At 70.5% G+C, this 11,567-nt stretch carries 9 protein-coding genes; 6 read left to right on the top strand and 3 right to left on the bottom strand.

What is annotated here, in order from left to right; all coding sequences use genetic code 11:
- Window positions 1-42: 42 nt before the first annotated feature.
- A complete protein-coding gene (locus ACTIGN_RS29175; RefSeq protein ID WP_439630549.1) occupies window positions 43-2,679 on the top strand; it encodes an AMP-binding protein in 2,637 nt (878 codons plus the stop codon).
- A 67-nt stretch (window positions 2,680-2,746) separates the two neighbouring features.
- Here ACTIGN_RS29175 and ACTIGN_RS29170 read toward each other — a convergent pair whose 3' ends face one another.
- Window positions 2,747-3,169 carry a VOC family protein gene (locus ACTIGN_RS29170; protein WP_439630547.1) on the bottom strand — a complete coding sequence of 141 codons (423 nt, stop codon included), beginning with the start codon at window positions 3,167-3,169 and terminating at the stop codon, window positions 2,747-2,749.
- Window positions 3,170-3,345: 176 nt separating this feature from the next.
- On the opposite strand from ACTIGN_RS29170, the gene ACTIGN_RS29165 reads away from it, so the two are divergent.
- Window positions 3,346-4,242 (top strand): alpha/beta fold hydrolase, encoded by an 897-nt coding sequence (locus ACTIGN_RS29165; protein WP_439630545.1) that lies wholly within the window; start codon window positions 3,346-3,348, stop codon window positions 4,240-4,242.
- Window positions 4,243-4,264: 22 nt separating this feature from the next.
- Here the strand turns inward: ACTIGN_RS29165 and ACTIGN_RS29160 are convergent, their stop codons facing one another.
- Window positions 4,265-4,765, bottom strand: coding sequence for a hypothetical protein (locus ACTIGN_RS29160; RefSeq protein WP_439630543.1), 501 nt, complete (start codon window positions 4,763-4,765; stop codon window positions 4,265-4,267).
- A gap of 138 nt (window positions 4,766-4,903) precedes the next feature.
- Window positions 4,904-6,961 (bottom strand): FAD-dependent oxidoreductase, encoded by a 2,058-nt coding sequence (locus tag ACTIGN_RS29155; protein WP_439630541.1) that lies wholly within the window; start codon window positions 6,959-6,961, stop codon window positions 4,904-4,906.
- Window positions 6,962-7,312: 351 nt separating this feature from the next.
- On the opposite strand from ACTIGN_RS29155, the gene ACTIGN_RS29150 reads away from it, so the two are divergent.
- The 4 genes from ACTIGN_RS29150 (at window position 7,313) to ACTIGN_RS29135 (ending at window position 11,474) form a co-directional block, all read left to right on the top strand.
- A complete protein-coding gene (locus ACTIGN_RS29150; protein ID WP_439630539.1) occupies window positions 7,313-8,611 on the top strand; it encodes an L-lactate MFS transporter in 1,299 nt (432 codons plus the stop codon).
- Window positions 8,612-8,681: 70 nt separating this feature from the next.
- Entirely contained in the window at window positions 8,682-9,062 is a 381-nt protein-coding gene (locus tag ACTIGN_RS29145) for a DUF3307 domain-containing protein (RefSeq protein WP_439630537.1), read from the top strand.
- A 7-nt stretch (window positions 9,063-9,069) separates the two neighbouring features.
- Window positions 9,070-10,260: a hypothetical protein gene (locus ACTIGN_RS29140; protein ID WP_439630535.1), complete on the top strand. Its 1,191-nt coding sequence runs from the start codon at window positions 9,070-9,072 to the stop codon at window positions 10,258-10,260.
- Window positions 10,257-11,474, top strand: a complete 1,218-nt coding sequence (locus ACTIGN_RS29135) for an FtsX-like permease family protein (protein ID WP_439630533.1) — start codon at window positions 10,257-10,259, stop codon at window positions 11,472-11,474. Before ACTIGN_RS29140 ends, ACTIGN_RS29135 begins: the two co-directional genes overlap by 4 nt.
- The last annotated feature ends 93 nt before the right edge of the window (window positions 11,475-11,567 follow it).

The raw sequence follows: 11,567 nt of genomic DNA, 5'->3' as shown, positions 1-11,567 counted from the left end.
CTCCCGGCACCCGCCGCCGTCCGTCCGTCCGTCGAGGCGCTCATGCTTCTCCCGCTCCAGTTGTTCGTCCTGATCGGCACGCGGGTGGTCCTCGGCCTGCGGTACCGGGCCCGGGTGACCGGACTCGCCGAGGTCCTCAAGAAACCGGGGCCGTACCTGATCCTGCCGAGCCACCCAGCGTACACCGACCCACCCAACGTGCTCCGCGCCCTCTGGGGCACGTTCCGGATGCGGTCCCTGGGGCTGGAGACGAACTTCAACAACCCGCTCCTGGGCCTGCTCGCCTGGGTCATGCGGGTCATCAAGGTGCCCGAGCTGGACCGGGCCAGTGCCGAGGCCCGCAAGAAGGCCGAGGGGGCCGTCGCCGCCGTGATCGACGCGCTGAAGGCCGGCGAGAACGTCGCCCTGTGGCCGTCCGGCACGCTGTCGCGGAACGGGGCCGACTACCTCGGGGCCGCCCGCACCGCGGCCGACGTCCTCAGGGTCGTGCCGAACGCCACCGTGGTCCTGGTCCGCACCCGCGGGCTGTGGGGCAGCTCGTTCAGCTGGGCGTACACCGGCACCAAGCCGCGGCTCGTCGCGCGGCTGCTCCGCGGGGTGCGGGTGCTGTTGTCGAACCTGCTCGTGTTCGCCCCACGGCGGCGGGTCACGATGCACCTGGAGGCGTTCGGACCCGGCGAGCGGCCCGAGCCCCGGCGCGAGGTGCTCAACCCGTGGATCGAAGCGTGGTTCAACGCGGACGCGCCCGAAGTGCCGACGTTCGTGCCGTACCACTTCCTGTTCGGCCCGCGGACCCGCGAGTTCCCGCCGCTCGCGGCCGGTGCCGAGCTGGACCTGTCGGCCGTCAAGCCGTCCACGAAGGCCGCCGTCGCCGAGGCGCTGGCCCACAAGCTGAAGCGGCCGCTCACCGACGACGAGAACCGGGCCGAAACAACGTTCGCGCAGCTCAACATCGACAGCCTGGAGGCGACCGAGGTCACCCTCGAAGTCGAGCAGCGGTTCGGGTTCACCGGCGACACGGTCCCCACCACGGTCGGCCAGCTCTGGGCGATCGCCGCGGGGCTGCTCGACAAGGGGCCGCCGAAGCCGCCGCCGGAGGTGTGGTTCCGCCCGCCCTCCGACACCGGGCCGTACCGGATCCTCGGCGAGACGGTCCCAGAGGCGTTCCTGAACCGCGCCCTGAACAACCCGGACGACGTGGCCGTGGCCGACGACATCGGCGGCGCGCTCACGTTCGAGCGGCTCCTCGTCGGCAGCCTCGCGATGGCCGAGCGGTTCCGCGCGCTGCCCGGCGCGAACGTCGGTTTGCTGCTCCCGGCGTCGGTCGGGGCCGACGTGGCGCTGTTCGGCCTGTACCTCGCCGGCAAGCTGCCGGTCGCGCTGAACTGGACGACCGGGCCGGCGAACCTGGCGCACGCCGCGAGGCTCACCGGGCTCACGCACGTCGTCACCTCGAAGGCGTTCATCGACCGCACGCACATCGAGGTCGCGGGCACGCAGTTCGTCTACCTCGAAGAGGTCCGCCGCGGGGTGGGCAAGCTCGAACTGCTCAGGCGGCTGCTGGCGGTGCGGTGGTTCCCCAACGCGGTCCGGCGGAAGGCGCTCGGCCGCGTCCCGAACGACCCGCACGCGCCGGCCGTCGTGCTGTTCACGAGTGGGAGCGAGAAGGCCCCGAAGGCGGTGCCGCTGACGCACGCGAACATCATCGCCGACCACCGCGGGGCCGAGCCCCCGCAGCAACTCGTCCGGACCGACGCGGTCCTCGGGTTCCTGCCGATGTTCCACAGCTTCGGGCTCACGATCGCGACGCTCCTGCCGGTCCTCGCCGGGTCGAAGCTGGTCCACCACCCGGACCCGACCGACGCGACGGGGCTGGCCCGCAAGCTCGCCGCGTACAAGCCGACGATCCTCATCGCCACGCCGACGTTCCTCGGGTTCATCCTGGGCCGGTGCAAGCCCGGCGACCTCGACTCGCTGCGGCTAGTGGTGGTCGGGGCCGAGCGGTGCCCGGACGAGCTGTTCGACCGGGTCGCGGCGCTCGCGCCCCGGGCCACGGTGCTCGAAGGGTACGGCGTGACCGAGTGCGGGCCGTGCGTGTCGGTGAACCCGGTGGTCGCGGTCCGCCGCGGGACCGTCGGCAAGCCGCTGCCGGGCGTGGACGTGTGCGTCGTGGACCTCGAGAGCGACCGCGTGCTGCCGGCCAACGAGCGCGGGATGCTGCTGGTGTCCGGGCCGACGGTCTTCCCGGGCTACCTGGGCACGGGCGCCGAGTCGCCGTTCCGGGAACTCAGCGGCAAGCGGTGGTACGTCACCGGCGACCTCGCGTCGCTGGACCCCGACGGGTACCTCGTGTTCCACGGGCGGCTGAAGCGGTTCCTCAAGGCGGGCGGGGAGATGATCTCGCTCCCGGCGCTGGAGGAGCCGTTCACGCAGGCGTACCCGCCGACCGACGCCGGCCCGCGGGTCGCCGTCGAGGGCGTCGAGTTGCCCGGCGGCGGCCGGCGGGTGGTGCTGTTCACCACGGAAGACATCGGCCTGAGGGACGCGAACGCCGTGCTGGTGCAGGAGGGGTTCCGCGGGGTGATGCGGCTCGACGACGTGCGCCGCGTCCCGTCGATCCCGGTCCTCGGCACCGGCAAGACCGACTACAAGGTGCTCCGCGGGATGCTCGCGGGGTGACACCAGATCGCACCGATCCGGCACCAGGGGCCGGCTCCAGGACCGCCGTGGCTCACCTGCCCCCGCATCAGTCCGCGGGGAGGAGGTGCGGGTTCCACACGACCTCCCACAGGTGGCCGTCGGGGTCCTGGAAGTAGCCCGCGTACCCGCCCCAGAACGTGTCCTGCGCCGGCTTCACGGTGGCGGCTCCGGCGGCCACCGCCTGCCCCATCACGGCGTCCACCTCCCCGCGCGTCGCGACGTTGTGCCCGAGCGAGAACTCGGTGGGGCTCGGGGCGCTCGCGGGGAGCCCCGTGTCGTGCGCCAGGCTCGTGCGGGGCCAGAGGGCGAGCTTCAACCCGGGCTGGAGGTCGAGGAACGCGACCGCCCCGAACGCGAACTCGGTCCCGGTGATCCCGGGGGTAACGAGTCCGAGCCCGTCGCGGTAGAACCGCACCGCCCGCTCCAGGTCCGCGACGCCGATGGTGATGACCGTGACCCGAGGCTTCATCCCGCTCTCCGTGATCGAACACGGCAACGGCCGGTTCCGTGGGGATAGTATGCCCGACCGGGTGGCGGGTTGCGAAGGTCCGGTGCGGGGCGAAAGCGATTGGCCTTGTCCCTCAAACTAACATTGGGTCTACTCCCCGCCGTCGCGGTCCCACCGGCCAGGGTGAGGTGTTCGCCATGGCGTCGCTGCTCTCGCTGCTGTTCGACAACACGTCCCACCTCGAAGGCGACGCCTTCGTGCGCTCGCGAGCACCGATCACCGGGCTGACCGCCCGCAACAACTTCGGCTTCGAGCTGCGCGTCGTCGGCCGGCACGTCTTCATGGAGGTTGGAAGCGGCCCGCCCTTGCTGTTCTGCCACGGGCTGTTCGGGAGCTTCCGCAACTTCGCCGAGATCGGCGCCGGGCTCGCCGACCGGTACCGCGTCATCGTGCCGTGCATGCCGATGTACGACGCGCCGCTCGCGAGGTGCTCGGTCGAGCACCTCGCCACCTACCTGGAGGCGTTCACCGCCGACCTCGGCCTGACGAACTGCGTGATGGCCGGGAACTCGATGGGCGGCGGGGCGGTGCTGCACTACACGGTCCGGCACCCGGAGAACGTGAGCCACCTGATCCTGTTCGCGAGTTCGGGGCTGTCGTTCATCCCGATGCGGGGCGGGGCGCTAAAGCTGCGGAACTACGAGTACGTGAAGGGGCTGCTGTCCGACATCTTCTACGGCGCGCCGAAGCTGAACGACGACGACGTGCGGGAGGTGTACGATCTGCTCCAGAGCAAACCGGTGCTGCTGCGGTGCCTGAGCTTCACCCGCTCGACCAAGAGGAACTTCATGCACGAGCAGTTGCGGCGGCTCGACCACCCGGCGCTGGTGATCTGGGGGGCGAACGACACCGTCACCCCGCCGGACGTGGCGCGCGAGTTCCGCGAGTGCCTGCGGAACTCCGAACTGCACTACCTGCCCGAGTGCGGCCACTGCCCGCCGTTCGAGAAGCCGCAGGAGTGCCTCCGCCTGATCGAGTCGATGCTCGGCGCGCCCCGCCGCCGCCGGTCTCTGTCACTCACCGTCGCGGCGTGAGGACCCGACAGCGACGCACGGATCAGTAGCCTCCTGGGGGCGGATTCCAAGCGTTCCTCGGAAGTTGCTGGATGGCCCACCCCAGGAACCGGGTGCGGTAATCGATGACGGAAGCTACCAAGAGGAACGTGGCACCACCGGCCACCAGTGCGAAGAACGCCACGGCTGCGATTCCCCGGTACTTCTCGCGAAACATGTCCGAGGTGGTTGCCGCCCGAGTTGTCTCCGGCACCGGCTTGCTGCGGTCGTAGCGGACAACCACATACCCGCTGGGGTCTTCGGGCGTGTGTTCGAGCTTGTCGATGGCGGGCAGCACACCAGCGCCGAAAAGAAATCCCCAAAGGACGAGAAGCACACCGGACCAAAACGCCATCTTCAGCCGGTTTCGTCGGGAAAATATGAGGTCGCCTCGCGTCTGTTCGTCCTCTGCTCTGCCACGTGCGAGGCTCCTGCGGGGTGAGGGGACGGAAAAGATGAGGTCGCCTTGCGTCTGTTCGTCCTCTTCGTGTGAGTCATTCCACATCGTGCACCTTCCCAAAGAGGAACACAAAGCTGGGTCGCGTGAGCTAACGCACCGGTAGCTCCGCGACCCAAAGTGGCGGCTAACAGACGCTACCACAGCACATGACACAACTCAACATGCCGACTTGCCCCACTCGCCTCACTTCACCGGGAGCCACTGGACGGCGTCGACGATGACGTGGCCGTCGGTGACGCCGTCGTTGGTGATGGTAACGGTTGCGGCCTTGCCCTTCTCGAACTCGAACGTGCCCAGCGAGACCCACTGGCCGGCGAGCGGCGGCGGCTTCTGCTGGTTCACCGTTACGGACGCGGTGCCGTCCTTGTGGGTGACCGCCACCGGCACCGCCGTTGCGCGGTTCGCGTTCGGCGTGTACGCCAGCCGCACCTCGTACCTGCCGGCCGCGGGCAGGTCCGCGACGAACTTCGCCGACTGCTTCCCGCGGTCCTTGGCGCTGTCGTGGCGGTAGCCGGCGCCCACGAACGGCGTCGAGGAACTGCTGACCGACTCGAACCCCTTCACCTCGGCGTCGGCGTCGTCCACCACCACGCCGGGGAGCTTCTTCGTGTCCACCGCGTCCGACCGCTTCGGCGCGTCGAACTCCAGCACCTGCTTGTCGGCCACGAGCCGCGTACGGAGCTTGTCGTAGTCGACCTTCTGCACGTCGATGTTGTCGTCGATGGCGATGACGGCGGCGGTCGCGGCGCTCTGGCCGAGGACCATGAACACCGGCTCCATGCGGATCGACCCGTAGGCGATGTGGGTGCTGCTCACGCACACCGGAACGAACAGGTTCGGGCACTCGCCGGCCTTGGGCACGATGGCCTTGTAGCTGATGCGGTACGGGCCGCCGGGGCTCTCCTGCACGTCCCCCTCGTTCTGCACGAACCCCTCGGGCGTGACGTACCGGGCGCAGTTGTGCGAGTCCATGTTGTACGACCCCATGCCGACCGACATCGGGGTCTCGCGCTTGCGGGTGCAGTCCTGCTCGCTCTGCACGTGGTCGCCGACCAGCCGCCGCGCCTCGCGGATGTAGAGCTGGTGCGGCCAGTGGCCGGTGTCGGTGAACTCGTCCTTCGCGAGCCCCCACGGCTTCATCTGCGTCCGCACCTTCTCGGGCACCCGCGGGTGGTTCTGGAGCGCCCACATGAGCCCCTTCTGGTACGACAGGTGGGCGGCGACGATCCTCTCGCGCTCGGCGTAGCTCGCGTCGGGGTACTTGTAGTTCTGGCCGATGAAGTCGGTGCTCACCGCGAAGTTGTTGTTCGTGTCGGTCTTGCCGTTGGGCATCCGGTCCGGCTTCATCGGGACGCGCAGGTCACCGGCCTCGAAGTTCCTGAACAGCAGCTCGTACTTCGCCTCGTCGAAGTCGACCGGCTTCTCGAACGGGACGCGGTTGGCCTCCACGTCCGTCATGCACATGCGGAAGCAGTACGCCTGGAGCCGCTTGTCGGCCTCGCCGTCGGCGGGCAGCGGGTCCGCGTCGATGCCGAACAGCAGGCCGCTCTTCGGGTCGCCCGGCTTCACGTACGGGTCGACCTTAGCGACGAACCGGTGCGTGTGCCGGTTCCACTTCCGGGCTACGCCGTTCATCGTCTCCCCGTGCTCCTTGTTCGCCTCGCGGCCGACGGCGTAGCTCACCCCGGCGGCGGCCATCAGGTCGCCCTCGTAGGTCGCGTCGATGAACACCTTCCCCGCGAACACCTTCCCGGACTCGGTTGCCATCGACGCGATCCGCTTGCCGTCGAGCTTCACGCCCTTCGCCCGGTCGAGCCGCTCGCCGAACGCGACGGTCACCTTCGCTTCGGCGAGCATGTCGCGGAGGACCTTCTCGGCGATCTTGGGCTCGAACGCCCACAGCGCGTCCTCGTCCTTGCGGTAGAACTTGTACCCGTCGCGCTTCTCGTGGACCCACGAAGCGTCGGCGTCGTAGTGCTTCTTCAGCCGCTGGTAGAACTCGCGGGCCACGCCGCCGATGACGGCCTTGTTGCCCGAGTCGGTCCAGCCGAGCCCGCCGGACGTGAGCCCGCCGATGTGCTGACCGGGCTCGATGAGGACGACCGACTTGCCCATGCGGGCGACCTGGACGGCCGCGGCGACGCCGCCCGCGGTGCCGCCGTACACGACCACGTCGGGGTCGGCGGCCGCTGCCGGGCCGCCGAAGGTGAGTAGAGCCACGAGGCAGGAGAGGCGACGCATGGGGGAAGCTCCGGGACTGTGCGGGCGGGCTTGTCCGAAAATCCGAAATTCGAAGCTCGAAGCACGAATGAAGCACACAGAGCACGGCTTCATTCGTGCTTCGAATTTCGTGCTTCGAATTTAGAGGCTAAGCCGCCGCGAAGCCAATAAACAGGAATGCACCGCAGAGGGTAGAGGCGGCGGAACCGGTTTTGGACTCGAAATCCCGGGCGGACCGGTGCCCGTGAGGGGGATCGGCCCGGGTACGTCGCGGCCGTCGCCGTGGCGCACTCTTGCCCTCCCCCCTTGTGGGGGAGGTCGGGAACACAAGCAGCGAACCAACAGGCACTGGGCACACATCACGGAGTACGCATGTCGTCCGTTGCGGTTCCGGGCCGGGCGTGGGTGGTGACGGCCGCGGGCACGGTCGTCAACCTGTGCCTCGGCATCCTCTACGCCTGGAGCGTGTGGAAGAAGGCGCTGGTGCCCAAGGACCCGGCGCTGTACGGCTCGCCGATGGCCGGGCTGAACGAGGGGTGGACGTACCTCTCGAACGCCGAGGCGACGCTCGCGTACTCGATCTGCGGGTTCACGTTCGCCCTGTGCATGATCCCCGGCGGCCGGCTCCAGGACCGGTACGGGGCGAAGGTCGGGGCGGTCTCCGGTGGCCTGTTCCTCGCGGCCGGGTGCGTCGTCGCCGGCCTCATGAAGAGCTTCACCGGCCTCGTGGTCGGGTTCGGCCTGCTCGGCGGCATCGGCATGGGGCTGGGCTACGCCGCCGCGACCCCCGCGGCCGTGCGGTGGTTCCACAGCAGCCGCCGCGGGCTCATCGTCGGGCTGGTCGTCGCCGGGTACGGCGCGGCCGCCATCTACATCTCCCCGCTCGCCGAGTTCCTGATCGGCGAGTACGGCCTGACCGGCAGCTTCGTCGGCCTCGGGGCGCTGTTCGCCGTGGTCGTGGTCGCCGCCGGGCTCATGCTCTCGCCGCCGCCCGCGGGGTACGTCGCCGCGGCCCCGCCGACCGCCCCGGACGCGCCGAAGCCGGCCGCGGTCGTGGACTGGTCGGCCGGAGCGATGCTCGGGACGTGGCAGTTCTACGCGCTCGTGTTCCTGTTCATCGGCTCGGCGCAGTCCGGGCTGCTGGTGATCGGCAACGCGGCCCCGCTGCTCGGGAAGGTCGCCGAGCCGGGGAGCTTCTTCGCGGTGAACGCCTGGCTGCTGGCGACGTTCGGCGGGTTCGTGAACGCCTCGGGCCGGGTCGGCACCGGCCGGTACTCGGACCGCATCGGCCGGCTGAACGCCTACGCCCTGAACGGCACCGTCTCCGCCGCGTGCCTGTTCGCGGCCCCGTGGGTCGTCGCACAAAAGGACGTGCTGGTGCTGTTCGTCATCATCGGTGTGATGTTCTGGCAGTACGGGGGCACGCTGGCGGTCATGCCGGCGATCACGGCCGACTACTTCGGGCCGAAGAACCTCGGGCTCAACTACGGGCTGGTGTTCCTCGGGTGGGGGATCGCGTTCTTCGTGCCGCAGGCCGCCGCCGCGATCGCCGACGCCTACGGCGGCAGCCTCGACCCGGCGTTCTACCTCTCGGGCGGGTTGCTCGTGGCCGCCGTCCTCCTGAGCCGCGTGATCCGCAAGCCCGAACCCGCCCCGCCGGCCCGCGCGTGAGCCCCCGGCGCTCCGGCTTCCACGCGGGATCGCCCGGCGGTACAATCGGCGAACCTTATAGGGTCATTCCATGCTGGTTGCGCTCCTGTTCTTCCTCATCACCACGCACGCGCTCATGGACTACGCGCTGCAGTCGGACGCGATCGCCACGTGCAAGTGCCGCAAGTTCGAGAGCCCGGTCTCGAAGGCGGTGCCGTGGTACTACTGGCTCTCGGCCCACGCGATCCTGCACGGCGCGTCGATCGGGGTGGTGGTGCGGTGGTTCGGGTTCGACTGGACCGCGGTCGCGACCCTCGCCCTGGCCGAGACGGTGCTGCACTGGTTCATCGACCTGGGGAAGTGCGAGAAGCTGTACGGTATCGACATCGACCAGGCGTTCCACGTCATCTGCCGCCTCGCGTGGTTCGCGCTGCTGGCCGGCGAGGTGTTCGGCCCCCTCCCGCCCGGCTGAGGTACTCATGCGTCTGTCGTCACCGACCCGCCCCGGCCGCGGCCTCGAACTCGCGCTGGCGCTGCTCGCCGCCGTCGGGGCCGGCGGGGCCGGCGGGTACATGATCGCGATGAGCGCCGGCACCCCGGCCCCGCCCACCGAGGCGCCGGCCGCCCGGCCCGACCGCGTCACCTCGCTGGGCCGGCTCCAGCCGGCCGGCGGCGTCGTCCCGGTGTTCGGCCCGCCCGGGGACCGGATCGCCAAGATGCACCCGGTGAGCCCCGGCGACGCGCTCAAGGCCGGCACGCCCGTGGCCGAACTCGCCAGCCGCAAGGACCGGCTCCTCGAACTCCAGGTCGCCGAGACGCAGCAGCAGGAGGCGAACACGTCGCTCAAGTTCGCCCGCGTGGCCGGCGAGCAGAAGGTCCGCGCCGCCGAGGCCGAGCTGAGCCTCGCCAAGGCGAACAAGGTCGGCGACCTCGCCGCCCTCGACGCCAAGCAGGTGTTCCTGAAGCTCCAGGTCGAGACCGCCGGGGCGAGCGTGTCGCGGCTCGAAAAGCTCCGGGCCGGCGGGTCGCCGATCGCCGACGAGACGATGGAGAAGGCCAAGCTCCTCGCGGCCCAGGCCGACGCCGAGTTCCGGGCCGGGGCCGCCGTGCGGAAGAAGACCGAGACGACGTACGACGAGACCGAGAAGGCCGCGACCGCGAAGGTCGACGCGGCCCGGGCCGAACTCGACGAGGCGCTCGCCCGCGTGCCGACCAAGTCGAGCGAGGAGAAGCTCGTGCTCGCCCGGCAGATGGCCGAGCAGACGGTCCTGAAGGCCCCGGTCGCCGGCACCGTGCTGAAGGTGGTCGGCCGCGAGGGCCAGCCGACCGGCCTGGAGCCGGTGCTCCAGATGGCCGACCTGACCGCGATGACCGCGGTGGCCGAGGTGTACGAGGGCGACGTCGAGCGGCTCTCGAAGTGGGTCCGCACGGGGCCGGTGCGGGCCGAGATCAAGAACCCGGCGCTGCCGCGGCCGCTGGCCGGCACGGTGAAGTCGGAGCAGGACATCTCGCGGATGATCGCGCGGAACCAGGTGTTCGCGATGGGGCCGCGCGAGGACGCGGACCGCCGGGTGATCGAGGTCGTCGTCCACCTCGCCCCCGACGCGGTCGCCGACGCGAGCCGGTTCGTCGGGCTCCAGGTCACCGTCACGCTGGAGCCCGGGAAGTGACCCCCCTGCGGCTCGCGTGGGCGAACCTGGCGCACAAGCGCTCCCGCACGGCGGTCGCGGCCGGCGGGGTCGCGTTCGCCGTCGTCCTCATCTTCATGGAACTCGGGCTCCTCGGCGGCGTGGGCCGCACCGCGACGATGCTCTTCGACCGGCTCAACTTCGACCTGTTCATCACCTCCGCCGAGTACATGGACCTGAGCCGCACCGAGCAGTTCCCCCGCGCCCGGCTCGCGCAGGCCCGCGCCGTCGCCGCCGTTGAAGACGCGGTCCCGCTCTCGTACGCGGGCGGCGGCTGGCGCGCCCCCACCCGCACCGGCCCGTTCGGCACCACCCCCGGCGGCAGCGTCCTGTCCGTCAGCATGATCGCCGTGCCCCCGGGGCAGACCGAGCGGGCGTTCCTCCTCGGCCCCGACGGCGCGTTCGCGACCGCCGACGAGGCCGGCGCCGCCGGCGAAGCGCTCGCGCGGCTCGACGCGTTCCTCCTCGACCGGCTCTCGAAGCCCGAGTTCGGCACCGTCGCGCAGCTCGTGGCCGCCTCGCAAGGGGACACCGGCGACCCGGTCCGGCTCAACGACATGCGGGCCACGGTCGCCGGCTCGTTCCGGCTCGGCACCGGGTTCAGCTGGAACGGGATGCTCCTCTCCAGCGAGGAGACGTTCGCCCGGTTCACCGGCCGCCCCGCCGACCGCGTCGACTTCGGCCTCGTGCAGCTCCGCGACGGGGCCGACGTGCTCGCGGCGCAGCGGGAGCTGCGGGCCGTGCTGCCGCCCGACGTGAGGGTCCACACCCGCGAGGAGCTGAACGCCGAGGAGCGGCGGTACTGGCTGCGGCTCACGTCGATCGGCCAGTTCCTGGTCGTGGCCGTGGTGCTGGCGGTCGCGGTCGGGGTGATCTTCGTGTACCAGATGATGGCGGCCGACATCCGCAACATGCTGCCCGAGTACGCGACCGTGAAGGCGCTCGGGTACCGCCCGGCGTACCTGACCCGCGTGGTGCTGTGCCAGGCCGGGCTGCTGGCGGTGCTGGGGTACGCGCCGGGGTTCGTGGCGGCACTGGGCCTGTACGCGGTCGCCCGGAACTTCGGCGGCATCCCGACGGAGATGACGGTCGACGTGGCGGCCGGCGTGCTGGTGCTGACGCTCGGGATGTGCCTCGCGTCGGGGCTGCTCGCGGTGCGCAAGGTCCACGCGGCCGACCCGGCCGACCTGTTCTAAGGGGCCGTTTCTCGGTTGAACTCATTGGTGGTTGGCGGGCCGCCACGGAGGGCGGCCCCTACGACCCAAACGCGAACCCTCTGGTAGGGGCCG

It is taken from the genome of Gemmata sp., from assembly GCF_051859125.1.
In the GTDB taxonomy this organism is placed as follows: Bacteria; Planctomycetota; Planctomycetia; order Gemmatales; family Gemmataceae; genus Gemmata.
This window is presented reverse-complemented; position numbering and strand designations above follow the sequence as displayed.

Bases quoted from the DNA above. Each gene is read 5' to 3' on its own strand.
- ACTIGN_RS29175 (WP_439630549.1), top strand. From the start codon at position 43: ATGCTTCTCCCGCTCCAGTTGTTCGTCCTGATCGGCACGCGGGTGGTC.
- ACTIGN_RS29170 (WP_439630547.1), bottom strand. From the start codon at position 3,169: ATGAAGCCTCGGGTCACGGTCATCACCATCGGCGTCGCGGACCTGGAG.
- ACTIGN_RS29165 (WP_439630545.1), top strand. From the start codon at position 3,346: ATGGCGTCGCTGCTCTCGCTGCTGTTCGACAACACGTCCCACCTCGAA.
- ACTIGN_RS29160 (WP_439630543.1), bottom strand. From the start codon at position 4,765: ATGTGGAATGACTCACACGAAGAGGACGAACAGACGCAAGGCGACCTC.
- ACTIGN_RS29155 (WP_439630541.1), bottom strand. From the start codon at position 6,961: ATGCGTCGCCTCTCCTGCCTCGTGGCTCTACTCACCTTCGGCGGCCCG.
- ACTIGN_RS29150 (WP_439630539.1), top strand. From the start codon at position 7,313: ATGTCGTCCGTTGCGGTTCCGGGCCGGGCGTGGGTGGTGACGGCCGCG.
- ACTIGN_RS29145 (WP_439630537.1), top strand. From the start codon at position 8,682: ATGCTGGTTGCGCTCCTGTTCTTCCTCATCACCACGCACGCGCTCATG.
- ACTIGN_RS29140 (WP_439630535.1), top strand. From the start codon at position 9,070: ATGCGTCTGTCGTCACCGACCCGCCCCGGCCGCGGCCTCGAACTCGCG.